The 23,884-nt window shown below is 71.5% G+C and carries 22 protein-coding genes; 11 read left to right on the forward strand and 11 right to left on the reverse strand.

The window, feature by feature from the left end; genetic code table 11:
* Window positions 1-420: 420 nt before the first annotated feature.
* From AC3IX6_RS39385 to AC3IX6_RS39410, 6 genes are all read right to left on the reverse strand, one after another.
* Window positions 421-867, reverse strand: coding sequence for an NUDIX hydrolase (locus AC3IX6_RS39385; protein ID WP_489371800.1), 447 nt, complete (start codon window positions 865-867; stop codon window positions 421-423).
* A 4-nt stretch (window positions 868-871) separates the two neighbouring features.
* On the reverse strand, window positions 872-1,552 hold the full coding sequence (locus AC3IX6_RS39390; protein WP_489371801.1) for a dTMP kinase: 681 nt from the start codon (window positions 1,550-1,552) through the stop codon (window positions 872-874).
* The gene (locus AC3IX6_RS39395; protein ID WP_489371836.1) at window positions 1,549-3,045 is read right to left on the reverse strand and encodes a B12-binding domain-containing radical SAM protein; all 1,497 of its coding nucleotides are present in this window, start codon (window positions 3,043-3,045) and stop codon (window positions 1,549-1,551) included. Before AC3IX6_RS39395 ends, AC3IX6_RS39390 begins: the two co-directional genes overlap by 4 nt.
* A 67-nt stretch (window positions 3,046-3,112) precedes the next feature.
* Window positions 3,113-3,985, reverse strand: a complete 873-nt coding sequence (locus AC3IX6_RS39400; RefSeq protein WP_489371802.1) for a DNA glycosylase family protein — start codon at window positions 3,983-3,985, stop codon at window positions 3,113-3,115.
* On the reverse strand, window positions 3,982-4,518 hold the full coding sequence (locus AC3IX6_RS39405) for a hypothetical protein (RefSeq protein ID WP_489371803.1): 537 nt from the start codon (window positions 4,516-4,518) through the stop codon (window positions 3,982-3,984). The genes AC3IX6_RS39400 and AC3IX6_RS39405 overlap by 4 nt, the downstream gene beginning before the upstream one ends.
* Window positions 4,515-4,964 carry a hypothetical protein gene (locus tag AC3IX6_RS39410; protein WP_489371804.1) on the reverse strand — a complete coding sequence of 150 codons (450 nt, stop codon included), beginning with the start codon at window positions 4,962-4,964 and terminating at the stop codon, window positions 4,515-4,517. The genes AC3IX6_RS39405 and AC3IX6_RS39410 overlap by 4 nt, the downstream gene beginning before the upstream one ends.
* 277 nt (window positions 4,965-5,241) lie before the next feature.
* On the opposite strand from AC3IX6_RS39410, the gene AC3IX6_RS39415 reads away from it, so the two are divergent.
* Both AC3IX6_RS39415 and AC3IX6_RS39420 read left to right on the forward strand, forming a co-directional pair.
* A complete protein-coding gene (locus tag AC3IX6_RS39415; RefSeq protein ID WP_489371805.1) occupies window positions 5,242-6,570 on the forward strand; it encodes an NsdA family TPR-like regulatory protein in 1,329 nt (442 codons plus the stop codon).
* Window positions 6,567-7,157, forward strand: a complete 591-nt coding sequence (locus AC3IX6_RS39420) for a GNAT family N-acetyltransferase (RefSeq protein ID WP_489371806.1) — start codon at window positions 6,567-6,569, stop codon at window positions 7,155-7,157. The genes AC3IX6_RS39415 and AC3IX6_RS39420 overlap by 4 nt, the downstream gene beginning before the upstream one ends.
* A 1,733-nt stretch (window positions 7,158-8,890) precedes the next feature.
* Here AC3IX6_RS39420 and AC3IX6_RS39425 read toward each other — a convergent pair.
* Together AC3IX6_RS39425 and AC3IX6_RS39430 are read right to left on the reverse strand one after the other, a co-directional pair.
* Window positions 8,891-9,499, reverse strand: a complete 609-nt coding sequence (locus AC3IX6_RS39425) for a hypothetical protein (protein ID WP_489371807.1) — start codon at window positions 9,497-9,499, stop codon at window positions 8,891-8,893.
* Window positions 9,500-9,522: 23 nt separating this feature from the next.
* On the reverse strand, window positions 9,523-10,599 hold the full coding sequence (locus AC3IX6_RS39430; RefSeq protein WP_489371808.1) for a C40 family peptidase: 1,077 nt from the start codon (window positions 10,597-10,599) through the stop codon (window positions 9,523-9,525).
* A 367-nt stretch (window positions 10,600-10,966) separates the two neighbouring features.
* Here AC3IX6_RS39430 and AC3IX6_RS39435 point away from each other — a divergent pair, with 367 nt between their 5' ends.
* Genes AC3IX6_RS39435 through AC3IX6_RS39460 form a run of 6 tightly spaced genes read left to right on the forward strand, consistent with a single transcriptional unit; the run spans window position 10,967 to window position 17,891 of the window.
* A complete protein-coding gene (locus AC3IX6_RS39435; RefSeq protein WP_489371809.1) occupies window positions 10,967-11,812 on the forward strand; it encodes a hypothetical protein in 846 nt (281 codons plus the stop codon).
* A 16-nt stretch (window positions 11,813-11,828) separates the two neighbouring features.
* Entirely contained in the window at window positions 11,829-12,173 is a 345-nt protein-coding gene (locus tag AC3IX6_RS39440; protein WP_489371810.1) for a hypothetical protein, read from the forward strand.
* A 44-nt stretch (window positions 12,174-12,217) separates the two neighbouring features.
* On the forward strand, window positions 12,218-12,955 hold the full coding sequence (locus AC3IX6_RS39445; protein WP_489371811.1) for a hypothetical protein: 738 nt from the start codon (window positions 12,218-12,220) through the stop codon (window positions 12,953-12,955).
* A complete protein-coding gene (locus tag AC3IX6_RS39450; RefSeq protein WP_489371812.1) occupies window positions 12,945-14,810 on the forward strand; it encodes a hypothetical protein in 1,866 nt (621 codons plus the stop codon). Before AC3IX6_RS39445 ends, AC3IX6_RS39450 begins: the two co-directional genes overlap by 11 nt.
* A 1-nt stretch (window position 14,811) precedes the next feature.
* A complete protein-coding gene (locus AC3IX6_RS39455) occupies window positions 14,812-16,332 on the forward strand; it encodes an SCO6880 family protein (RefSeq protein ID WP_489371813.1) in 1,521 nt (506 codons plus the stop codon).
* Window positions 16,332-17,891: a type VI secretion protein gene (locus AC3IX6_RS39460; protein ID WP_489371814.1), complete on the forward strand. Its 1,560-nt coding sequence runs from the start codon at window positions 16,332-16,334 to the stop codon at window positions 17,889-17,891. Before AC3IX6_RS39455 ends, AC3IX6_RS39460 begins: the two co-directional genes overlap by 1 nt.
* 18 nt (window positions 17,892-17,909) lie before the next feature.
* Here AC3IX6_RS39460 and AC3IX6_RS39465 read toward each other — a convergent pair whose 3' ends face one another.
* A complete protein-coding gene (locus AC3IX6_RS39465) occupies window positions 17,910-18,230 on the reverse strand; it encodes a hypothetical protein (RefSeq protein ID WP_489371815.1) in 321 nt (106 codons plus the stop codon).
* A gap of 150 nt (window positions 18,231-18,380) precedes the next feature.
* On the opposite strand from AC3IX6_RS39465, the gene AC3IX6_RS39470 reads away from it, so the two are divergent.
* The 3 genes from AC3IX6_RS39470 to AC3IX6_RS39480 all read left to right on the forward strand — a co-directional run bounded on the left by AC3IX6_RS39470 (window position 18,381) and on the right by AC3IX6_RS39480 (window position 22,050).
* Window positions 18,381-20,117, forward strand: a complete 1,737-nt coding sequence (locus tag AC3IX6_RS39470; protein WP_489371816.1) for a type IV secretory system conjugative DNA transfer family protein — start codon at window positions 18,381-18,383, stop codon at window positions 20,115-20,117.
* A 36-nt stretch (window positions 20,118-20,153) separates the two neighbouring features.
* Window positions 20,154-20,672: a hypothetical protein gene (locus tag AC3IX6_RS39475; protein ID WP_489371817.1), complete on the forward strand. Its 519-nt coding sequence runs from the start codon at window positions 20,154-20,156 to the stop codon at window positions 20,670-20,672.
* A 397-nt stretch (window positions 20,673-21,069) separates the two neighbouring features.
* Window positions 21,070-22,050 carry a hypothetical protein gene (locus tag AC3IX6_RS39480; protein WP_489371818.1) on the forward strand — a complete coding sequence of 327 codons (981 nt, stop codon included), beginning with the start codon at window positions 21,070-21,072 and terminating at the stop codon, window positions 22,048-22,050.
* 140 nt (window positions 22,051-22,190) lie between these two features.
* On the opposite strand, the gene AC3IX6_RS39485 is transcribed toward AC3IX6_RS39480, so the two are convergent.
* Together AC3IX6_RS39485 and AC3IX6_RS39490 are read right to left on the reverse strand one after the other, a co-directional pair.
* Window positions 22,191-22,868 (reverse strand): nucleotidyl transferase AbiEii/AbiGii toxin family protein, encoded by a 678-nt coding sequence (locus tag AC3IX6_RS39485; protein ID WP_489371819.1) that lies wholly within the window; start codon window positions 22,866-22,868, stop codon window positions 22,191-22,193.
* Window positions 22,865-23,233 carry a hypothetical protein gene (locus tag AC3IX6_RS39490; RefSeq protein WP_489371820.1) on the reverse strand — a complete coding sequence of 123 codons (369 nt, stop codon included), beginning with the start codon at window positions 23,231-23,233 and terminating at the stop codon, window positions 22,865-22,867. The genes AC3IX6_RS39485 and AC3IX6_RS39490 overlap by 4 nt, the downstream gene beginning before the upstream one ends.
* Between the last annotated feature and the right edge of the window lie 651 nt (window positions 23,234-23,884).

A 23,884-nucleotide genomic window follows, 5' to 3' on the forward strand; every position in this document is an offset into this window, starting at 1 on the left:
CGGAGGCCGCCCCCCCGGGGTGGCCGTCGTCGGGTTCGGGTGGATTGCCGAGGTGCGCGCCCGGCGTGAGCGCGGAGTCGAAGGGCGCGTCCGTTTCTGGTGCTGGGAGCTCGCGCAAGTGCTTTAGAACGCCATTCCGCGTGTCTAACGTGGCAGGGCAGCAAGACTGTTTCCCGCGGATGCGGGGATGACCCCAGCAGCTGTCCGTTCGTGAAGCTAAGTGCGCCCTGCTCCCCGCGCAGGCGGGGATGACCCCGACAAGAAGACGACGCTCTGGCAGATGGGCGACTGCTTCCCGCGCATGCGGGGACGACTCCCCTCACCCAACAGGACGGCTTCCCGTCCTGTTGGGCCGTTCGGGGGTGCCCAGCAGTCCCGAAGGGGATGCGTTACGGCTTCAGGAGCGGGGAGGCCCGGACGTCACCAGCCGTGTTCGGTCAGCGCGTCGGCGTTCTTCAAGTAGCCGTACAGGCCGGCGGCCGGGTACTCGATGATGTCCTCCGGTAGGGCGTCGACCGGGAACCACTCCAGGGCGAGGCACTTCTCGGGCTCGAGGTTGACCGGTTCGCCGTCCCACTCCGTTGCGAGGAAGAACAGGCCGATCCGTTCGACCGCCGCGCTCTGCTTGTGGTGGACCGTGTGTACGAGGCGCAGGTGGTCGGGGTCGACCTCGACGCCCGTCTCCTCACGGAGTTCGCGGGCGGCGCCGGCGGTGAGCGGCTCGCCCTGGTCGAGCTTGCCGGAGGGGGCGTGCCAGCGGCCGTGGCCGTACGGTCCTCCGCGCTGCGACAGCAGGATCATGTCGCCGTCGCGCAGGATCACGTGGGTGTCGATGACGGGTGCTGCGGGTGCGGGCGTGGGGCTCATGGGTTCACCGTGGGGTCGTCGATCTGTTGGGACTGCCGGGGACGCTACTCCCGTCCGGGGGGAGTGCGTCGGCGATTCGGCGCGCTACGTCCTTCGGGGCGATCGTGGTGGAGTCGAGTACGAGCACCTGTACGCCCATGGCCCGGAGCGTGCTTGCCGCCTCGACGTACAGCTCGACCTCGCGACCGGGGGCGTCCGGGTCGAGGTGGAAGCGGTGGCGTACGCCGCGTGCGGCGAGGCGTGTGGCGATCACGTCCGGAGCGGCGGTGAGGATCACTGCGAGGTCGGGCAGCATGACCTCGCGGTGCAGGTCGAGCACGAACTGCTCGGCGACGCCGTCCAGGCGCTGGAGCACCAGCGAGGAGGCGAGGTACCGGTCGGATATGACGGTGAACCCGGCGTCGCGCATCGGGCGCAGCTCGTTCTGGACGTGCTCGTAGCGGTTGGCCGCGACGAGGCAGGCGAGGGAATGACCGTCGAGGAACGAGGCGCTCGCGCGGGTGAACTGGCCGAGGGCGCTGTGCGTCGGCTCGCAGGTGCGATGGACGAGCCGGCCCTCGTTGCGCAAGAGCCGGTCGAGTAGGTCGAGGGTGGTGGATTTGCCGACGGCGCCCGGGCCGTCGAGGGTGACGAAGGTTCCGGGGGCCGGGGCCGGGGCCGCGGTGGAGGTGCTCACGGTCGTCATGCGGGGACCTCCGTCCGGTTCCGGGCGTACTGCTCGCGGGTGAGCATGGCGAGGGTGGTGCGCAGCCTGGGCAGGGGCACGCTTCCGAACTCGATGCCGACGGAGAAGTTGAACTCGTCCCGGGCGCGCATGGACTCGTCGGCGCCGTCCGCGGTGAGGTCGACGTCGGCGTAGGCGAGCAGCTCGTCGGGGTGATGTCCAGCCTTGAGGAGGGTGTTCCACACGGGGGTGCCGGGGTACGGGCGGAACTCGAAGACGCTCGCCCGGAACGTTCCGTTGCCGGGACGGCGGTCGGCGAGGGCCCACAGGGTCTGGATGTGCCGAACGGTCGCGGCGAGGTCCTCCTGGGTCTCCCCGGGGTAGCCGAGGATGAAGTAGGCCTTGACGTTGATGCCGTGCGCGAGCAGCCGGCCGGTCACCTCCTCGGTCATCGCGGCCGTGATCCGCTTGTCCATGCCGGCGAGGACGCGGTCGCTCCCGGATTCGATGCCAAGGGCCACCTCGCGCAGGCCGTTCGCCTTGAGGGTGGCGTGCATGGAGTCGTCGAGACGGGAGAAGACGTTGATCCGGCCCGTCGCGTCCCAGACGCAGCGGTCGCCGATGCCGTGGCGGGTGAAGGCCTCCATCTGCGGGACGATCACGCGCTTGGCGCCCAGGAAGAGGTCATCGACGAACCGGTACGCGGTCGTCCCGTAGGCGGCGTGGAGGTGGTCGAGTTCGGCGACGATGCCCTCGGGGGAACGGGCCCTGATCTTGACGTCGGGGTTGGCGGAGACGGCGGCGCCGCAGAACCCGCAGTCGTACGGGCACCCGCGCGAACCGACGATGTTCGCCTCGGTGCGCCCGTCCTCGGCGACGTAGGGATCTTGTGGCAGGAAGGCGCGGTCCACCAGGGGAAGGGCGTCGATGTCCGGGCCGAGCCACTGCGCGGTACCGCCGGCCGCGATGCCGGCGCCGTGGGTCCCGAGCAGCCGGTCGCGCCACATGACCCCGGGAAGTTCGGCCCGGCGGCGTTCGTCGGAGAGGAGCGCGGCAACGCGGGTCTCGCCTTCGCCGATGACGAGCGCGCGAAGGTTGCTCATACGGGGGTCGTCTAGGACGCGGGCGGGCATCGCGCGGGCGTGGTGACCACCGACCATGAGGGCGATGCCGGGGTCGAGGGCGGCAGCGATCCGGGCCGACATCTCGTACGTGGGGGCGAGCAGGTTCATGCCGACCCATCGGGGGCGTACGCGGTTGATCAGCCGGGCCGTCTCCCCGATGCCCAGGCCGTGGGCTTCGGCGTCCAGCACGCCGACGTTGAACCCGCCGACTTCCCGTGCGTAAGTGGCGATGTAGGCCATGCCGAGGACGGGCAGGGTGTAGTCGTTCGTCCGGGGCCGCAGACCGTAGTCGCGGAGCGGTGCGTTGACGAACAGCGCGTCGAGGGCGCGGGTCGGGTCGGCGCCGGCGATCGGACCAGGGGCCAGGTCAGGCGACGGGCCAGGGTTCAGGGCAGGAGACGGGCCAGGAGGCACGTCACGTGACGGATCAGGGCTCGGACTTCCGGTCCGGTGCCGGTCAAGGGCGGTGGGCTGTTCCTTCTGCGCCGGTAACGCGGGCATGGCTCCCCCAAGTGAGAGTGAACAGGGTCAGGGCGTGGATCTGGCTCCGGGTGGGTGCCCAACGACGCCACACGGCCTCGAACTCCCGCTCCGCACTCGGAAGGGTGAGGGCGGGAGCTGCACGGCGGGCCCATGTGCGCACCGCGAGGTCGGCGTGCGGGTACACGGAGTGGTCTCCGGTGAAGTCGGCCGCGGCCGCTGCCGCGGTCCACGGGCCGATGTACGGGACTTCGATGAGCTCCTTGGCCAGGCTTTCGGGATCGAGGGTGGCCCAGTGACGGCCGCGGTCGAGGTAGGCGGTCGCGGCGGCGCGCAGGCCCTTGCGGTTGAACAGGGCGCCCACCGCCGCGAATCCCTCGTCGCTCAGGTCGAGGACGACCGCGGGGGTGGGGACCAGGGGAAGCGGACCGGCCGGGGTGTCGAACGTTCGGCCATAGGCGGCGTAGAAGGCGCGGTGACGCTTCCGCGCCTGTGAGGCCGTCACCACCTGCCGGAGCAGGGCGGTCGTGATCGCGTCCCAGAGCGAGGGGTTCGTGAGCCGCGCGACCGTGCCGAGGGGCACCAACGCGTCGAGGAGCGGGATGCCCTCGGCCGTCGTGGGGAGGTCGACGGCGGAGGTGTAGGCGACGGGCGGCTGCTCGCCGTCGCCGTTCGTGGCGTGACCGCCGCCGGTGTCACCGCCGGCACCGAGGGGGCGCAGCAGCAGGTGCTCGCGCTCGCTCTCCCAGTGGGCGAGCCAGGCGACGCCCCGGTGCTCGACGACGCGTACCGGCTCGCCGGCCGGGGTCTCGTGCCAGCCGGGGTGTTCCGTGATGATCGTGGTGCTCATGCGCTCGATTCCCGTCGCTGTTGCTGTGGTTCGCTCGACCACGTGGATCGGTCAGGTGGGTCGACTTGGTGGGTCGACCCCGTGCTTCGGCTACGTGCCTCGGCCCCGTGCTCGACTACGTGGCTCGGCCCCACAGTGTGGTCAATGCGCAGGGTGGGCGGCAGGACTTTGGTCGCGTAGACGGCGGGTCCCGCGGTGTGCCGAAGCCGCCCCCACGAATCGGCGAGGCGTCGGACGGCGGGACGGGTACCGGGGTCCGTGCCGTCGGCCGGGCTACAGCCGGGCGCGAGCACGCTGATGGTGGCCCGGTCCCGGGCGAGTACGGCGGTGACGACGTACCAGCGGCAAGGGATCACCCGCGCCGCGTGCGCGGTCAGGTGTTCGGCGAGCTCACCCAAGGCCTCCGCGACCTCGTCGCCCACGCCCCAGACGCCGTACGCGATGCCGGTGTTGAACCGCGTGCGGCCCGGGGTGCGCGGGTCGTGGCCCGGGTACGTCCAGAGCGCCGCCCGGCGCCCGGGGTACACGGTCATGAAGCGTCCTCCGCGCTCTGGAGCAGGGATTCCCGCAGTACGTCGGGGTCCGTGAGGGCCGTTCGCCAGTCCGGCTCCTGCACCCACGTCCCCGTGCGCCGCTGGTGGCCGCCGGGCTTGGAGGCCACCAGCCACCAGCCGTCGCCGAGTGCCGTGGTGTCCGGCACGTCCCAATCCGCAGCGGTGCCCACGGGCAGGAACAGGTAGCAGCGGCCCACCGCCAGGTCGGCCAGGATCGCGGAGTCGTCCAGCAGTCCGTACGGGGTCAGGTCCCGGGCAACGGCCTGCATCCGCCGGTACGGCATGGCCACGGCGTCCCACAGACGCCCCGCCGGCAACAGCGCCACGCCGAGCGCGTCGTCCCACTCCCGCCAGACCTGGGCCGGGTCGGGGTGACAGCGGGCGGCCCAGTGCGCTCCGAGGTTCGCGGGTTCCACATCCAGCACGGCTGCCTCCGGTCGGACTTACGGGGGTGGGCCCGGGCCCTTCGCCGGGAGGCCGCGTGGTCTCGGGTGCCGGCGGGTCAGGGTCTGCTTCCGGGGCGGGGGTTGGTGGGGCCACTGGGGAGGGATGTACGGACGTCCCCCGGTCCGCACATCCCCAGTAACCCCCGCCGGAGCGGCCACGGCCATGACGAACCGGTGCCGGGCTCCGCGCACGGTACTGACGACTTGACGGTCGCTTTACCTGACGGCCGGGTGCGCCGCCTCTACCGTGGCGGGTATGGCACAGCCGAGGAACGAGGCGCTGGCGGCGTGGATGCGCGCGCACGAACTCACCGCCGCCGCACTGGCAGAGCTGGTCAACGACGCCATGCCCGGGATCACCGGGCGTCAGGGAACCACGAGCGAACGCACGGTCTTCCGGTGGCTGTCGGGCGAGAACCGGTGGCCGCACGCCCGCTTGCGCCGGGCCCTGGAATCGGTCGCGGGAGCCACCGTCACCGAACTCGGATTCGTCCCCCGGGGCCCGGCCGGCCGTGCCTGCCTGCCCGGGGCCGACCAGGAGCAGGAGATGCCCGTGCTGCGACGAACCTTCCTCGCCGCGGCGGCGGCCGGCGTGACGGCGGCCGCCGCGGCCGCGGCCACCGGCCCTTCACCTTTCGCGAACCCGCCCACCACCACGGGGCCGCGTCCGTCGGTCGGATCCGCCGACGTTATCCGCCTGCGCGGAGGCCTGGACACCCTGATGGCGGCCGACGACGCGGGAGGCGGCAGCTCCGACCTGGAACGGGCCGCCCTCGCGGGAGCCCGCGAAGCCCTCGCCCTGCAGCAGGGCGCCGCCACCGGCCGCACCCGGCAGCGCCTGTTCTCCCTTGCGGCGAACTACACCGCGACCGCGGCCTGGTCGTGCATCGACTCGCGCAGGCTCGGCCAGGCCGAGGCCCACCTGAACACCGCCCTGCGGCTGGCGGGCCTGGCCCAGGACCCCGAGGCCACGATGCGGGTGTGGAACTCGAACGCCATGCTCGCCCACCAGCGCGGCCGCCATGCCGAGGCCGTCGTGGCCGCCCAGGCCGCGCAGTCGACCGCCGTCACCCGGCGCGATCCCCTCTACGCCTCCCTCGCGCACGCCCGTACCGCCGTGGGCCACTCCAACCGCGGCGAGCGCCAGAGCGCCCTGCGCTGCCTCGGCTACGCCGGCGAGGCCCTCGCCAAGGCCCCCGACGCGATCCGCCCGAGCTGGATCGCCTTCTACGGGCCCGCCGAACTCCACGCCCTGACCGCCATCGTCCGCGACCGCCTAGGCGACGCGGCGGAGGCCGAAGCCGCCTCCCACCGGGCCCTGTCCGTCCTGCCCGAGCCCTTCCGCCGCAACCGGGCGCTCGCCACCTCGCGCCTGGCCTTGGCCCAGCTCCATCAGGGCGACCTGGACCAGGCCTGCGCGACCACGGACACCGCTTTCCAGCTGATGCGCGGCGCGCCCCTGCCCGGCCGCATGCGGACCCTCCTCGGCGATTTCCAGCGCGACCTGTTCACCCTCGCGCCGTCCGCCACCACGGCCCTCGACTGGGCCGACCGCTACCGCACCGAATGGAGCCACTCCGCGTGAGCGACGAAGCCCACCCCACGGACCACCGAACCGACCGCCAAGGCGGTGGCTACCACCTCAACCGCTTCGGCCACGCCGACCTCCCCCGCATCCGCCAGACTCTCCTGGACGTCCACGACGACGCGTACGCGGAGGAGATGGACGACGAGTTCCACCAGCGGTTCGCCTGGTTCGTCGACCACTGGGGCGCCCACCCCGGCTTCGTCTGCGTGATCGCCTACGACGGCGACGATCCGGCGGAGCCGGTCGGGTTCTCCTACGGAGCCCCGTCCAACCCGGGCCGCGAGTGGTGGCGCGACCACCTCGACCCCGCACCCGACCCGAGCACCACCTTCGCCGTCTCCGAACTGATGGTCCGCGGCAAGTGGCGCAAGACCGGCATAGCCCGCCGCCTCCACGAAGCCCTCCTCGCCGACCGCGACGAGGCCCTGGCCGTGCTCCTGGTCGACACCACCCACCCCCGCGTCCAAGCCCTCTACGAGAGCTGGCACTACACAAAGGTCGGCGAACGCCGGCCCTTCCCCGATTCACCCCTCTACGCGGTCATGCTCCGCGACCTGCACCGCACCCCGGCGGAGGCGGCCTGACACAGAAGGGCTACGTGGCGGTGGCTGCGGGGGGCGAGGCGGAGGGGCCGGCCGGACGCGGAAGCGAACGGTCGGGACACGGGGCCCGGTTGCGGTCGTCCACCTAGGCGGCCTCGCGGGCCTGCCGGATATGCCGGTTTCGGTGAAAGTGCTTCAGAACGCCTTCCTCGCTCCCTAAAGTGGCAGCTCAGCAAGCCTGCTCCCCGCGCACGCAGGGATGACCCCACCTCGGGCCTGGTCGTCTCGGGCGACTGGCACTGCTCCCCGCGCACGCGGGGATGACCCCCAGCTCAGCACGGAGTCTGGAACCCCCAACATCTGCTCCTCGCGCACGCGGGGATGACCCCCGGACCTCGCCGGAGTACAACCCCGCCCGCGCCTGCTCCCCGCGCACGCGGGGGATGACCCCGACGGACAGACGGAGGAGGTGGCCTGGTGGCTCTTCTCCCCGAGCCCGCGGGGATGACCCCGAGGGCGAGTCCCTGCGCGCCCAAGCACCGCTCTGCTCCCCGCGAGGCGGGGATGACCCCCGCTCGTCCGGGTCGATCTCCTTCAGTAGGGCCTGCTCTCCGCGCACGCGGGGATGACCCCGTGCAGCAGACCCAGATCGTGTATCCCAATGGCTGCTCCCCGCATACGTGGGGATGATCCGTTCGTGGACTGAGCCGCCGAAGGCACAGAAGGCTGCTCCCCGTGCACGGGGGACGACCCCCACGAGCCCGGCCTGGGACAAGCCCGGCAGCCGCCCCGGGAGTGCTGGGCGCTGCTGGTCGGTAGCTCCTCGGCCCTGGGGGCCTGCGGTGCCCCGCCGGGGTGGCTGGTCGCCGCCGGCGGCCGCGGGCAGTGCGTGGTCCTGAAGACGGGTCGCGTGGCTGATGCCGGGGAGGGGTTGCTGGAGGCCGTCCCGCTGCTCGGCCGGGTGCGGGAGCGTCTGAGCTGGGGGCGAGACGGAGGGGGCCGGCCGGACACGGAAGCGAATGGTGGGGACATGGGGCCGGTGACGGCCGTCCACCCCACGCGACCTCGCGAGCTGCCGGATGTGTCTGTTTCGGTGAAAGTGCTTCAGAACGCCTTCCTCGCTTCCTAAAGTGGCAGCTCAGTAAGCCTGCTCCCCGCGCACGCGGGGATGACCCCCAGGGCCTCCCGGACGGCCTTGCACTCGCAACCTGCTCCCCCGCGCACGCGGGGATGACCCCCAGGACAGCTCTGCGGGGTCGAAGGCCGGCGGCTGCTCCCCGCGCACGTGGGGATGCCCCCATGTCGGTGTACGCGGCGGCCGGGGTGTCGAACTGTTCCCCGCGCACGCGGGGGATGACCCCAGCCTGGCCTTGTTCATGGCCCAACAGGTCCGCTACTCCCCGCGCACGCGAGGATGGCCCGTTCACAACCACCGGCACGGCCCGACGGATCGTCTACTCCCCGAGCCGGCCAGGCGCCCTGGGGAGTGCTGGGCGGCGCTGCTGGGCGGTGGCTCCTCGGCCCCAGGGCCTGCGCACAGCAGGCCCTGGATACCTGAGGTGCCCCGCCGGGGTGGGCGGTCGCCGCTGGCGGGCGCAGGCAGTGCGTGGTCTTGAGGACGGGTCGCGTGGCTGATGCCGGGGAGGGTTGCTGGAGGTCATGCCGTTACTCGGCCGGGTGCGGGAGCGTCTGGGTCGGCTTTCGTGGGCTGAGGCCGAAGCGGCGGCCTTTTCCGGCGGCGGTGGCGGCAGTCGGGGCGGGGCAGCCCCGACCGGCTATCGCGCGGACAGCGGTACGGGACCCTGCCCGTCCTCGGACTCGTGGAGGTCGCGAAGGTGGTCCCGTACGCGCCGGATCGCCTCGTCCCCCGCGGGCGGCACCGCGGTGAAGGCCTCGGTCAGATCCTCGGCCAGACGCACCGCGTCCGGAGGCGGCAGCGCCTTCCACATGCTGTAGGCCCGCCGTACCGCGAGTGCCGTCTCCTCGTGTTCGGGACCGTGGAGAGCGGTGTGGAGGCGGACGGCGTGGAGGTACCAGGCGACGGCGGTCTCGTGGTGGCCGGTCAAGTGGACGACGTAGGCACGGACCTCCCGGACCCTGATCGTCTCGATGTGGCGCTCGCCCCGTGCGGCGGTGGTCTTCGCGTCGAGCTCGGCGACAAGGGCGTGCGCCCGGGCGAGGTTGTCGGACGCGGCCGCCTGGATGGCTGCCAGCTGCTCGGCCAGGTCCGAACTCACGGCCCCAGACGTGGGCTCGGAGGCGGCATCGAGGGGCGCGGGGTCTGCGGGCGGTGGGACGGGGGCGGCGGCCTCGGGCTCCGTGCTCGCCCAGAACCGCGGGTCGACGACGCCCCATGGGTGGAAGAGGGCCTGGTCGTCGTGCATGGCAGTCCTTGCGGTCGAGTCGGTCACCAGGCCACCACCCGGCGGATTCCGGTCACCCGGGTCATGTAGTTCGTCGAGTTGCGCCAGCTGCTGTACGGGACGATCCGCGTACGGACCCCCGTGCGCGGGGACTCGATGAGCAGGCCGGAGCCGATGTACATGCCGACGTGTCCCGGGTCGGACGCCGAGCCGTCGGAACCGGCGTTGAAGACCAGGTCGCCGGGCTTCGGGCTGTCCAGGCCGACCTGGATGGGCAGGTCGATCTGGTCGAAGGTCACGCGCGGGATGGTGATCCCGGCCGCCTTGTACGCCTGCTGCATCAGGGAGGAGCAGTCGCACCAGTGCTGCGGGTTCGGCCCCAGGGCGTTGGTGCAGGTGCCGCCGAGCTGGTACCAGCCGCCCTTCTGGGCCAGCGCCCAGGCCACGGCGGTGCGGACCGGCGGCGGGGTGTCCGGAGGGAGTTCGAAGCCGTCCGGCAGCTCGACGGGCCCGCCTCCGCCTGCCGGGGCGGTGTACTTCGCCGCCCGGGCCAAGATCTTTCGGACGTAGTCGTAGGTCTCTCCCCCGGCGAAACCGGGGGGCGGGACACCGTCGAACTCCTCGACCCTCCCCCACCCGGCGTTGTAGCCAGCAAGGGCCTTCTCCACGGGCGATCCGCTGTACTCGGGATGTGCCTTCGCCTTCTTCAACAAACCGCACATCATGCGCCCCTGCGAGGGAATCGCGTCCTTCGGATCCATGACGTCCTTGTCGCCGTCGCCGTCACCGTCGATGCCTTGAGCGGCCCAGGTCGCCGGGATGAACTGCGCTATCCCGTACGCGATCGGACGGCCGGAGGAATCCCGGGAGATGGCCGTCGGGTCGAAGTTCGACTCGGCCCAGATCTGCGCGGCCAGAATCGCCGGCGGCAGCCCCTGGTCGCAGGCGGCGGCCGCAGCCAGGATCAGGGGAGCGTACTGGGCCGGCACGCCCTCACGGCCGCCGATCATCAGTGAGCCGGCTGTCGGCCACGTACCGACGTTGCGCCCCTTGCTGTCGTCCTCGGCGAGCGTGGCGACGAGCATCACCACTCCGAGCCCCAGAGCCAGCGGAGTGGCCACCGCTCCTGCACCGGCTACCCCCAGCCATCGCTTGGCCCCCACCACCTGGCCTCCTCGGCAGTTCTTATGATTTGCGCCCACGAAGAGTAAATTTGGCCGCCCTGGCTGGAAATTGATTTCGCTGTGAGTGCGTGACGGATCGTGACACTATGCCATCTCGGCTTGCCAGATAGGGTCTTGAATGACCCTCGGGTGGACGGCCGGATGGGTCGTGTGAGGGCAGATGCCTTTCCGTTCCGGTCGGCCCCGCGTGCGAATTTCGCATGTGCGACGGCATTGATTGACGTGCTCGAGGGGATTCATGGGCAAAAAGGGCAACTCGTTACACGCGGTGTTACCCGAGGCTGCCCGCCTCGTTGTGCCGGTGATGGCGGCAACCGGGGGCAGCGCGCGCTCTACGGTCGCGCACCTCCTCGCCGACGAACTCGCGGCAGCGGTGGACACCGTCCTACTGGACCTGGCGCCGCGCCTTGCCTCCTCCTGGCCGACGTGGAGCGGAGCAGAGCAGGTCGGCGGTCTGGCCGCGCTTCCGCCGGACCGCCCCGCGACCCGCGGCCAGATCCGTGGTGCGGCTGCAAGTCGTCGGGCGGCCCCTGAAGGCGATTGGGCCGTCCTGACCGACGTACGCGAGTGGCATACGGCCCCGCTGCCGCTGCCGTCCCAGCCGGCCGCCTGGTATCAACTTGCCGCTGCAGGCGGCTGGCAGGCCGTCATCGCCGACACCGTCCACCCGGTGGCTCACGACCTCCTCGCGACCCGGTACTCGGGCACGCCCAGCCTGACCCGCGCCTGGTGCGACCTTCCCTTCGCCGTCCCGATCCTGTGCGCCCAGGCCACCGCCGACGGCATCCAGACCCTCCAGCAAGCCGCGATGGTGCTGCACGCCGAAGGCCTGCCCCTGCAGCGCACGGTGGTCGTCCTGGCCGCCACCGCTGACGGCCGGCCACCCGCCGTGGTCCGGGCCGCAGCCACGATGCTCTCCGCCCGCGCCGCCGCGGTGGTTCACCTCCCCCACGACGCGGACATCCGTGCCACCGGACTCCAGGCCCAGCCGGCCCGGATCCGTCCGCGCACCCGCCAGGCGGCGAAGGAGCTGGCCACCGCCGTGCTCACTGCCGCCCACGAGACCTTCGGCGATCCGCTGCCCGCAGCTCCGCAGCCCGCCCCGCTCCCCGCCGTTGCAGCCTCTGCCGTTGCAGCCCCTGCCGTCTGACGAGGAATCACCGAATATGAGCCAGCTCCTGATGAGCCTGCAGGCCCTTGCCACCGACTCCGCCGCGAACTTCCTCGCAGCGCCCATGCCCGGTCCCGTGCCGGACTTCGATCCGGGCCTGCCGACGGAGGTCAAGAAGCCGGCCGCGACGATCCTGGCGTGGACGGCCGGCGGCGGCCTCGCACTCGCCGTGCTCGGTGGGCTCAGCGGCTGGGCCCTGGTCGCGATCGGCCACAACACCGAGCGGGCCCCGCTGGCGGCCCGGGGCAAGCAGAGCGTGCTGTGGAGCCTGATCGGCGCCGGCGGCATCGGGCTGACGTCCTCGCTGATCCTGGCCGCGTACAACATGACGAGTGCCTGAGCGTGGACTCGTCGAGCGGGCTCAAGGCCCGTAGAGCCCGATTCGTGCTCGCCGCCGTAGTGGTAGCGGTGGCCGCACTCCTGGTCGCCAGCGGCTTCACCGCGGCCAACTTGATGCGGGACGACAAGGGGCAGCCGCAGGCAGGGGCGAGTCCGTCCGCCAGCACACCCGCACCGGCGAGTACGGGTGCATCCGCCGCCGGCCCGGTCACTCCCGACAAGGGGAAGAAGATCCTGCTGTCGCCGCGGACCGGCCAGAAGGACGGCGTGTCCACGGGCTTCCCGGGCTCTCCCGTCGGCGGGATCTCCGCCGCCGTCTACTTCTGGGAGGAGTACGCCTGGCTCGACGACGAGAAGGCCGCCCAGCAGCTCAACGCGGTGGCCTCGAAGGACTCGCCCGGCTACGCCGACAAGCGGGTCTCCAAGGTCCGCGCCCTGCGCGAGGCTCTGGGCTTCCCCTCCTCCGGCGGCATCCCCGCCGACGTCAGCTTCACCACCTCCGTCCACGCAGCACGGGCCAAGACCCTCAGCGCGCCCGGCCTTCCCGTCGGGCACGTCATGCAGATCTGGCTCTCCTACGACCGCTTCGCCACCGGTCCCCAGGGCGGCCGCGACGAGAACCCGCTGCGCGGGGAGGCCGTCGCCTTCGTCGTGAAGTGGCAGAACGGTGCGTGGAAGTTCACCGACGAGTTCGACGCGCTCGGTGACTTCCCCGTCGCCTACGAGCCAACCAGCCGCTTCGCCTGGGCCGACGGGTGGGCCCAGGTGCGCCATGCCGGCTGACCGTTTCCACCGGGCGTCGCGCGCCGTCCTCATGCTGTGCGCCCTGCTCTCGTTCCTGAGCGTGGGAGCGACCCTGTCCCTTGCGGTTGCCGCCGACAAGCCGGAGTACCACGCATCCGTCGGTCCGCCCGAAGAGATTCCCAAGGAGTGGGCGCAGGACTGGAGCATCGGGATCGACCCGCAGGGCAAGTACTGCCTGGTCGATCAGATCGGCGACATCGACAAGTGCCACCTGCCCGGACCAGGCGACCCGCCCTTTCCGGGCAGGACGATCCCCTGCGAGGGTGCGGACGGCACCGGTTCCCCGGACTGCTCTCCGGAGGACCAGCACGAAGCCGAGGTCCGCCAGCTGGAGAGGTGGCGCGAGGCCTTCCCTGACAAGCAGGCGAAGAACTATGAGCCGCTCAATGAGTACGTCACCGACTGCGTGGTGGTGAGGAAGAAGCCGTTCAGGGCATGCCTGTGGTACGGCGAGAAGAAGTTCCCGAGCGAGTTCGACGGGCCGATGCAGTGGGTCGCGGGCAAGTTCTCGGAGTTCGCCTCGAACGCTTTGAAGGAAGCCGCTTCCTACATCGGGAAGTCGGTCGTCTGGCTGCTGTCGGAGTTCGCGAAGCTCTTCAACGACTTCTCGTCCATCAACCTGAGCGACACCGGTATCGGGAAGTTCACGGCCCTGACGACCGCGCTGTCGGCGTCCGTGGCCGTCTTCCTCATGCTGCTCCAGTTCGGGAAGGTGGCGGTCAGCCAGAACGGTGGGCCGGCTGCGACCGCGCTGATCGGGCTGGCCAAGTGGGCGGTCATCTCCTCCGTCTACCTGGTCGTCGCGCAGACCGCGCTGGACTGGTCCGACGCCGTCTCGACGTGGATCATCAACTTCACCTTCGACGGCGGCGGCAGCGGTAGGGACTCCGCGACGGCGGCCATGCAGCAGCAGCTCGGCTCGCTCTTCGGCGGACTGATCAGCGGAGGCGGCGGCACCGCGACCATCGGTGGAGCCATCATCTCCGGTCAGGGGATGGCCACCTCCGCGGTCGGCGTGGTCATCGTCATGGGCATCGTCTGCATCCTGGCGGTCGCCGCCCTGTGGGTGGAGATGCTCATGCGCCAGGTCGGCATCGTGATCATCATCGCGACGATGCCCATCACGCTCGCCGGGCAGCTCTCCGACACCACCGCCGAGTGGTGGCCCAAGGCACGCAACGCCTTCATCGCCCTGGTGCTGATGAAGCCCGCGATCGTCGGCGTGTTCTCCATCGGCTTCTTCGCGATGTCCGAGGGCAAGGGCGTGCAGAACATGCTCGTCGGCTTCGTCATGTTCCTCGCGGCCTGCTTCTGCTGGCCGGTCCTGGCCAAGTTCATGGTCTTCACCACCAGCGGCGCCGGCAGCTCCATGGCCTCCGGGTGGATCAGTGCTGTCGGCTCCTCCGCCTCCTCCTCGACCGGCGGCCACCGGCCCGATCCCAGCGGCGCCGGATCCGTCGGCGGCGGCCCCGGTTACACCAGGGCCCTGGAATCGGAGAACTCCACGCCCACTTCCCCTTCCGCAGGAGGTGGCGCCGTGGGCGGTGGCGGTGGAGCCGCCAAGTCCGCTGCCCGCTTCGGCGGCAAGGCGCTGGGTGTGGCCGCCTTCGGTCTGCAGGTCGTGGCCGCGGGCAAGGACTCGCTGGAGTCCGGGCTGTCCAGTACGGCCGCCCATGCCGGCCTCGACCAGAGCGGAGGCGGCGGCGGACGGCACGTCGTGATCGCTCCGCGTCGAGCGCCGGCCCCCGAGCCTGTCCCCGTCGGGGCGCCGGCCGAGGCCCCGACCAAATCGACCGAGGCACCGGCCGCCCCGGCTCCCCGACAGGAGGGATGACATGTCACAGCCCGTTTCCTACGGCGGCTGGCAGTCGGAGACCACCGGCTTCATGGGCCGCCTCTCCGGCCCCGGCTTCGCGATGGTCGCCGCCGCCTCCCTCCTCGCGCTCCTCCCGTTCAACGTCGGCTGGCAGGCCGCGTTCGTGTGCGTACCGATCGCCCTGTTGCTGCTCGCGCTCGCCTTCGGGCGGGTCTCCGGGCTCAGCGCCGACGAATGGATCTCCCTCGCAGTAAGGCACCAGATCTCCGTGGCCACTCAGCGCAACCTCTTCTTCTCCGGCGCCTTCGCGCCCCGCTCCGCCAAGACCGGGCGCCAGCCCATGGACCTCCCCGGCGTCCTGGCCCGCCTGCGGATCCTGGAGGCCCCCGACGGACTCGGCGGGCAACTCGGCGTCGTCCACGATCCCGTGGCCGGCACCTACAGCGCCATCGCCCGCATCTCCTTCCCCGGCCTGGCCCTGGTCGACACCGAGAAGCAGACCGCCAGGGTCGCGGCCTGGGCACAGCTCCTGCGGTCGTACTGCACCGAGGACTCCCCCGTCACCCGGATCGCCGTGCACCAGCGGTGCCTGCCCGACGACGGGGCCGCCCTGGCCTCCTGGACCGCCCGCCACGTCACCCCCGACGCCCCGGCCGCCGCGGTGACCGCGCTCACCGAGCTGATGGACGGCGCCGGGCCCGCCGCGGCCACCCGCGAGACCTACCTGACGGTGACCATGTCCTCGGCCCGGGCCCGCCTGGCCATCAAGGGCGCCGGCGGAGGACAGATCGGGGCCGCGGCCGTCCTCGTACGGGAACTGCACGCCATGGGCCAGGCCCTGTCGACCGCGAGCCTGCAGGTCGTCGAGTGGCTCCCGCCCCGCAAGGTGGCGGCGACCGTGCGCACCGCGTACGACCCCGAGGCCCAGCAGATGCTCGCCACCCGGGGCGCCGCAGCCCAGGCCCCCGGCTGGACGGGCACCGAGCCCGGACTCGACGTAGACCTCGCCGGTCCGGCGGCCACCGAGACCGCGTGGGGGATTTACCGGCACGACGGCGCCTGGTCCGTCTCCTACCAGGTCCGCACCTGGCCGCAGGCCGCCGTGTACGCGACGATCCTGCAGCCGCTGATGCGCCCGCGGCAGAATGCCCGCCGCGCGATGACGCTCCTCTACGAGCCCATCGGCCCCCGCCGGGCCCGCCAGGAACTGGCCCGCGACAAGGCCAAGCGCAGCTCTGCCCGCCACCTGCGCGCAAAGTCGGGCCGGGACGAGAGCGAGGACGAGCGCCGCGAGGAGGCCATCTCCCGCCAGCAGGACGTCGCCCGCGCCTCCGGGCAGGGCGTCCTGCGGATGACGGCCGTCCTCACCGTCACCGTCACCGAGCTCGACGAGCTGGAGACCGCCTGCGCCGAACTCCAGGCGGACGCCGCAGCCTCCGGGCTGGAGGTCCGCCGCATGTGGGGAGCCCAGGACACCGGCTTCGCCACCGGCGCCCTCCCCCTCGGCCAGGGCCTGCCCGACCGCCGGATGGGATTCTGATGGGCCTCTTCTCCCGCCGCTGCGCCGGCGACACCCTCCTCGAAGCCATCGGCATCGACGAGGCGGCAGGCATCGCCGACCGTCCGCCGGTACCGCTCCCGCAGCAGCGGACCGCCCGGGAAGAGCGTCGCGCCCGCCTCCTCGAAGACCCCGAGACCTCGATGCGTGTGGCCCCGAGGAAGGGATGGACCCACCCCTTCGCGGGCCGGGCCGCCTCCGCGCCCCGTACCGAAGTCGTACGCGCGGACACGGCCAACGCCGCCGGGATGTACCCGTTCCTGCACGCCGCGAGCCTGCCGCCGATCGGCGCGTACATCGGCCGCAACGTCCTGACCACGGAGGCCTTCAGCGCCCACCCCGCGGTCTGGGTGAAGGAGGGGCTGTGCACCAACCCCAACGTGATGGTGACCGGGATCCCCGGCTCGGGTAAGAGCGCGCACATCAAGGCGCTCTCCCTGCGCCTGATGGCGTTCGGGCACCGCACGCTCATCGCCGGGGACGTCAAGGGCGAGTACGAGGCGATGTGCCGCCACCTCGGGGTGGAACCCGTACGCCTGGGACCCGGACTGCCCGGCCGCCTCAACCCCCTGGACGCGGGCCCGCTCGGCGCCGGCCTCGACCTCATCAAGGACCCGGCCGAGCTGAAGGGCCGCCTCACCGAGATCCACCGCCGCCGCCTGACCCTGCTCAAGGCGCTCCTCGAACTCCAGCTGCGCCGCACCCTCCAGCCCCAGGAGGAAGAAGCCCTCGACGTCGCGGTGCGCGAGGTCACGGGCGAGCTCCACGGCACGGGATCCACCCGCTTCGCCGTGCCCACCCTCCCCCTCGTCTACGACCGCCTGCGCGACCCCACCGACGCCATGGCCCGCGAGCTCCGCATCCGCGACGGCGACATCCAGCGGGCCCGCGAACAGATGGCCTCCATCCGCTCGGCACTCGGCGGCATGGTCACCGGGCACCTCGGAGGACTCTTCGACGAGGCCACCAGCATCAACCTGGACTGGGAGGCCCCCATCCAGTCCGTCGACATCTCAGCGCTGCAGGAGTACGGGGACGAGACGGTGGCCATGGTCCTGACCTGCGTCAGCAGCTGGGCTCAGTCGGCCATCGACCAGCCGGGACAGAAGCCGTGGATCGTCGTACGCGACGAGCTGTGGCGCCAGATGCGCTCCGGCGGCGCCACCATGGTCAAGAAGATCGACGCCGACCTCAGGCTCAGCAGGGCGACCGGCACCATCCAGGTCCTGGCCACCCACCGTCTCTCCGACTTCGAGTCCGTCGGCGCGGCCGGCTCCGAGGCCGTCGCGATCGCCCGCGACCTGATCGCCTCCTGCGAAACCCGCATCAGCCTCGCCCAGGACACCCGGCCGCTCCAGATCACCCGCGAGGCCATCGGCCTCACCGACTCCGAATGCGACCTCATCGGCTCCTGGGGCGCCGGCCAGCGCGGCCGCGCGCTGTGGAAGGTCGGCCGCGGAGGCGGCTCGCACGCGGTCCAGCTGATGCTCTCCCGTACGGAGCAACGCCTCTTCGAGACCGACGAGAAGATGGTGATCTAGGCCCGTGGGTTCGTCAGGTCAGAGCCACTGGGCCCAGCCGAAGGTCGCGATGTATGCCCGCCCGATCGCCTTCCAGCCCCGCCCGCCGCGTCGGCGGACGACGGCCAGAGCCAGCACGAACCAGACCGCGAACACACCGCTGATGATCAACGGCCACTCGGGGCCCTCGAAGTACCCGATCGCACCGAGTGCCAAGGCCGTCAGCACGAGACCGAAGTGCGCTCCGCCGAAACTGGAGCGCAGCGCCTCCCGTATCACCCGCCGATCCTCAGCGAGGACCCGTTCGTACGCGTTCCGTGCCGCTTCCGGGCTGTGCTCCCGCTTCACGTCCTTCTCCACGAAACCCCCTCGACAGATCCAGCCCCACGCAGAGCCGGCCCGTGCCCCCCCCAAGACGCAGCACCCCTTCACGACCGTTGCCCGATCCAGCAGGGCACGCCTCATCTCACGACCCCAGTCCAGAACGAACCCAAGACAGAAGGGGCATAAGTGTCCGAGCGCACCGGCCCGTCCGCCGCAGGGCTGGACGACAACACGCTGCTGGCCGCGTACGGCGCCGGCCTGGTCGTCACCATCGGCAGCGCGGTCCTGCTGGCCGGGCCCCTCGCCGGACTCCTGTCCGGCAACGGCTGGGTCGCCAGCACGGACAGCATTCCCACCACCGTGCTGTCGGCCATCGTCAAAGGCCCGAGCTCCGTCTACCACCCGGCCCCGCCGTCCTGGCTGTTCTACGGGCTCACGGTGTTCTTCGTCCTCGCCCTGGGCGCCCTGATCGTCAAGATCTCCAGCGCCCTGTCCTTCGGCGCCCGCTCCGGCGGAGCCCAGTGGGGCGGCCCGAAGGTCGAGCGGAAGATGTATGCCGCGAACGACCCGACCAAGAGGGTCAACCGCATCACCGCAGGCCGCGGCCTGCGAACCAAGAACATCGTCGCCGCCCAGCCCAACATCTCGGCGACCGTCTTCGGCGTACCCGGCTCCTCCAAAACGACCGGCCTGGTCCTGCCGAACGCCGCGGAGTGGCAGGGTCCCCTGGTGGTGACCACCACGAAGGCCGCCGACCTCGACGTCATCTACGACCGCCGCGGCGCCATCGGCGTGACCACCAAGGACTGGTCCGATCATGGGCTCGCAGCCGGATCCCCGCGCCCTCCGATCTGGGTCATCGCTCCGGCCGGCATCCCCGGCCGGGACAGCGACCACTGGTCCCCCGTCGCGTACTGCACCGACGCCAAGGCCGCCGACCGGATGGCCTCCTGGCTCGCCGAGGCCTCCGCCTCCGGCGACGACAAGCGCGCCGCCCCCTGGATCGACCAGGCCAAGAGCGTCCTCAAGGGCATCCTCCTCGCCGCCCACCTCTCCGGCGGCGGGATCTCCGACCTGCGCCGCTGGATCTCGCTCGGCAAGGACGCCGTCGACCACGTCCGCGCCGTCCTCCTCGCCCACGGCTTCACCGACGTCGCCGAGGACTACGCCTCCCCCTGGCTCCGCCTGCACGAGGACGGCGTCGGATCCATCCAGTTCAGCCTCAACGTCCTGGCCCGCGTCTTCGCCGACGAGGAGGTCCGCGAGACCTGCGCCCGCTCCGACTTCACCTTCGAGGAATGGCTCGACCAGCGCGGCACCATCTGCGTCATCGCCTCAGAGGCCGACGCCGACCGCTTCGCCCCGCTGATCAGCTCCCTGATCGCCGGCGCGATCCACGCCGCCGAATCCCGCTACAACTCCACCGGCAAGCCCATCGACCCGGCCGTCGGCTTCCTCATCGACGAGGCCGGCAACATGCTCCGCTACCCCCGCCTGCCTGCCATCCTCACCACCGGCCGCGGCATGGGCATCGCCATGCTGACGGTCTGGCACGACCTCTCCCAGCTCCGCGAATCCCTCGGCGTCCAGAAGGCCAACACCGTCCTGAGCGCCTCCGGCCTGCGCATGCTGCTGCCCGGCTGCGGAGACCTGGAGACCCTGCGCTACTTCTCCGGCCTCTACGGCCGCACCGAGGTCATGAAGACCAGCCACGGCCGCTCCCGCGGCGAGCACAGCACGAACACCCAGGCCAACGAGACCGACCTCGCCCCGGTCCACTCCCTCCAGCAACTCCCCGACTTCACCGCGATCGCCCAGTACACCAACCTGCCGCCGATCAAGGTGAAGATGCGCCTCACCTTCCGCGACAGGGACCTCAAGAAGCTCCTCGCGGCCCCCCAGGCCGCCCCCACCAAGAAGTAGGAAGCCGACGACGATGACCGAGCCCAGGAGGTATCCGTGCCCGACCCGCTGAACCCGGCAGACCTCTGGCCGTCACCACCAGGCGCCGCCGCGAAGAAGACGGAGCCGCAACGCTGGGTGTGGGTGGCCATGGACCCCGCGGAGCGGCGGATGCGGATGCGGGAACTCGGCTCCTGGGTGGACTGGCTCCGTACCGCCTTCGAGCTCCACAACACGATCACGCACTGCTGGTACCGGCACTCCGCCGTCGTCGAACACCTCACCGCCCTCTACACCGGCTGGATCCGCACCTACGCAGGCGAGGAAGACCCCGGCCGCGAACTCGCCGAAGCCGACTGGATCAACACCCTCCACGCCTTCACCCCCCGCCTTCAGCTCGCCGCCTGCGCGACCGGCACCCACCAGGAACCACCGCTCCGCATGCCCCCGCCGCCCGGCAGCGACGAGGGCTTCGACCTGTACCTGACGCTCTCCGACACGACGACCGCTCCCCCCGCCCATCCGGCGGCCGCCGAACTCGGCCGCCGCGAAGCGGAGCGGAACGCGCCGCTGTAGCACGCGGCGGGAGGCCGGAACCCGAATCCGGCCCCGGACAGCAGGACCACATCGAGCCCGAGCCCGAGCCCGTCCCCGGCACCTTGCAACGCACCGCCGATGCGCAGAAAGCGCGCCGTCGCCACCTGCCGCGGCGCCCCACGACTCCAAGGAGGCACCCGCAATGGCCACACCGACGGACCAGGAGCGCCGTCCCGGCCGCGAGCCCATGCCCTTGTGGGTAGGGCCCGAGCGGCCGGTCCCCCCGACTGCTCCGGAGGCACGAGCCGCGTCCGTACCGACGGCATCCGGGCCTGTCCCGACCCCGGAAGACCTCTACTGGGCGGAATTCGACAAAGCCCTCGAGGCCTGGGACGAGCTCGGTCTCCCTGTCCAGGGGGCCGAGATCCGTGCTGCCGTGGCTGAGGACCTGGCCGTCCTCGGCTCGCCGCCCGCTGCCACACCGCCGCCCGCCGCACCCACCCAGACGCCCTGGGCCCCGATCTCGGCGCCGGCTCCCGTTGCTGACTCCACCCAGGCAGTTCCCGGCGCGGCGAAGGCGGTCGAGACAGCCGAGGCGGGGGTGGACGCCCACGCCGAGAGCCTCAAGGACCACCCCGATTGGCAGCGCATCCAGACCGTCCGAGGCGCCCTCAGGCACGTCTGGGACGTGATGAAGGAGAACGCCGGACCCTACTGGGAGAACCTGAAGGCCGACATCCGGTTCCAGGGCTTCTGGAAGACCGCGTCCATCCGCGCCTGCGAGGCCATCTCGACCTCCGCGTCAGCACTGGCCCGACGTCTCCAGGGCGACCTCCCCACCGCCGACGCCCTGCTCAAGCTCTCCGATGCGACCCTCACCTACAGCAACGTGGCCGTGGCTGTGCCCGTACCGGGATCCGCCGCAGTGCCGGCCAAGGCGCCTGCCGAGGCGCCGAGGCAGCGGCTCATCGAGCGAAAGGCCCCGACGCCGTACGCCACCCGCGAAGACTCCGTACGAGCCGCCGAAGAGGTGACGAAGCGCTTCCAGGAGTGGATCGCCAACCCCATGGGCAAGGAGCTGGCTAGTTCCGGCCACCGCAGGGTCGCCGAGTTTCGAGACGCCTGGAGGCAGTTGCCGCCGCATGAAAGCGGGCCGGGAACAGCCGTCGGTCCGTACAGTGACGTCGCCGAGCGGGCCAAGGCCCTCGTCACCGCAGTGGTCGGCTCCGCGCGCTTCGCCCCCGCAGACCTCCATGCCCTGCAGGTCCTGGCCCAGACGGCCGACCAACACGCGGCCCGGCTCGCGGTCACCCTGCCACCCGGTACGGCCAGGCCGGCACAGAAGGCGGCCGCCTCGACTCCCCGGGTCGCGCTTCCCGCGCCGACAGCGGTCCGCACCCCAGGGGCATCGATGTAGACCCAGCAGCACCTGCCCGTCGGGCACCTGGGCAGGCACAGCCGGGCAGGCCAGCACCGGGTGAGCTTGCCTCTGCGCCCATGGGGTTGGATCTCCGCCCACCACCGGGATCGTCCGGCGGCCGGGGCGAGAGTGCTGCCTCAGGCTTCGTAATCGTGGCCTTGGGTGTGCTCGTGCAGCCGCTGGTCGAGGTCGTCCGTCCAGCGACGGGCCCAGGTGCGCAGCTCGGCAGTCTCGTCCTCGGTGAGGCCGTACGCGGCGAACTCGTCGTCGTCCGCCCAGTCTGCGCCGGCCAGGCGGTCACGGAGGTCCTGGAGCCGGAACTCGTCGCGGCCGTGGCGCTCGCCCAGGCGCTCGAGCTCGGTGGTGGTGCGGTGGTGGGAGGCGGCGTGGACGTCGATGAAGTCGCGGACGGCGCCGCGGTCTGCCAGAGCACGGACCTTCGTACCGATGACGGAGTCGAAGGCAAGTACCGGCCCGTACTCAGTCTGGGCCGGCGGGTTCCAGAAGTGCTCCTTGAGGACGTCGACCTCGCATTCCTCCCCGGTGCCGGGGTCGACGACCATCAGCCGGGCCGACAGGGGGTCCACGGCGATCACGCGCACCTGCCAGCCCCGGGCCGCCAGGCCTTGCTCCAGGCCGGTGACGATCTCGGCCATCGGGGCGGGGTTCTCGGTGGCGACGTCGAGGTCCTGGCTGAGGCGCTCGACGAGGCCGTGGGCCTGGACGGCGTACCCGCCGGTGATCACCAGGGGGTACGGGGCGCCGATGTCGATCACGGCGGCGAGGAGCCGGCGGTGCAGGTCGGTCAGCTTCACGCGGCGGCGGACTCCGTCGCATCGAGCAGCTCGGGGAACGCGTCTTCCCAGACCTCGCGCAGGTGCCGGCTGACGAGGGTGCGAAGGACGGGCCACTGCGCGAGGAGGAGGTCGCGGTTCAGGAGGGTGACGAGGTCCTCGTGCTGCCCCTCGGCCAGGACCGTGCGGTACAGGCCCATGCGCAGGCGCGGGCGGTCCAGGTCGTAGGACCGCAGTCCGGACCAGGCGACGTGCAGTGGCAGCTCGACCACGCCGTGGCGCGGCCCCGCAAGCTTCTCCAGCGAGGCGGGCAGCCGGCCTGCGTACCGGGCGTGGAGCACCTCGGCCGCCGAGGGCGCCGCGCTGCTGGAGGAGAGCATGACCATGAACCCGATTATCCCGCGTCCCGCCCGTCCCCGGTACCGCAGACGCGCGTACGGTCCCCACCGGGCGCATGGCGCGTCCTGCGTGGGGCCTACGCGGGCTACGACTGCTGCGGGCATCCACGTAGGCGCCTGGGGCCGGCCGACCGGGAGGCCCCGGCCGCGCAGCGTCGCGGTCCGCCGTCAGCGGCTGCGGCACAGTGGGGTGGGGCGACGATCTTTGCTGCTGCCTCGCAGGTGATGCCGTACCGCTCGGAACGTACGGGTGTTCCGCTGGCCTCCCAATGGCGGGGGGCTCGGTGTCCAGGGCGGTACAGACGCACGCCCGCGGCTCTGGCATCGCATTCGGCCCACTTTCGTGACTGGCCGAGCTGGTGGGCCCCGTCTGCTTCTTCTGGAGTGGTGATGTGCATCGGGGAGCGGCGGCTAGTGGTGTGAGGATGGCAGGTGATCTTGTTCCATGCGTGGGAATTGTCAGAGATGTCGATTTCGCTGGAAGTGCTTCAGAACGTGCTGCTGCCGACCTAAAGTGGCAGGTCCGTAAGCCTGCTCCCCGCGCACGCGGGGATGACCCCGCCGCCCTCATCGGCTGCGGCCACCTGGGAATCCCCTCGGACTGGGCAGCGGTCGCGTCCTGCGGCCGGGGTGGATGCA

The sequence above is a fragment of the Streptomyces sp. GL_141 genome (genome assembly GCF_057834385.1).

Bases quoted from the DNA above. Each gene is read 5' to 3' on its own strand.
- AC3IX6_RS39385 (WP_489371800.1), bottom strand. From the start codon at position 867: ATGAGCCCCACGCCCGCACCCGCAGCACCCGTCATCGACACCCACGTG.
- AC3IX6_RS39390 (WP_489371801.1), bottom strand. From the start codon at position 1,552: ATGACGACCGTGAGCACCTCCACCGCGGCCCCGGCCCCGGCCCCCGGA.
- AC3IX6_RS39400 (WP_489371802.1), bottom strand. From the start codon at position 3,985: ATGAGCACCACGATCATCACGGAACACCCCGGCTGGCACGAGACCCCG.
- AC3IX6_RS39405 (WP_489371803.1), bottom strand. From the start codon at position 4,518: ATGACCGTGTACCCCGGGCGCCGGGCGGCGCTCTGGACGTACCCGGGC.
- AC3IX6_RS39415 (WP_489371805.1), top strand. From the start codon at position 5,242: ATGGCACAGCCGAGGAACGAGGCGCTGGCGGCGTGGATGCGCGCGCAC.
- AC3IX6_RS39425 (WP_489371807.1), bottom strand. From the start codon at position 9,499: ATGCACGACGACCAGGCCCTCTTCCACCCATGGGGCGTCGTCGACCCG.
- AC3IX6_RS39435 (WP_489371809.1), top strand. From the start codon at position 10,967: ATGGCGGCAACCGGGGGCAGCGCGCGCTCTACGGTCGCGCACCTCCTC.
- AC3IX6_RS39440 (WP_489371810.1), top strand. From the start codon at position 11,829: ATGAGCCAGCTCCTGATGAGCCTGCAGGCCCTTGCCACCGACTCCGCC.
- AC3IX6_RS39450 (WP_489371812.1), top strand. From the start codon at position 12,945: ATGCCGGCTGACCGTTTCCACCGGGCGTCGCGCGCCGTCCTCATGCTG.
- AC3IX6_RS39455 (WP_489371813.1), top strand. From the start codon at position 14,812: ATGTCACAGCCCGTTTCCTACGGCGGCTGGCAGTCGGAGACCACCGGC.
- AC3IX6_RS39460 (WP_489371814.1), top strand. From the start codon at position 16,332: ATGGGCCTCTTCTCCCGCCGCTGCGCCGGCGACACCCTCCTCGAAGCC.
- AC3IX6_RS39490 (WP_489371820.1), bottom strand. From the start codon at position 23,233: ATGGTCATGCTCTCCTCCAGCAGCGCGGCGCCCTCGGCGGCCGAGGTG.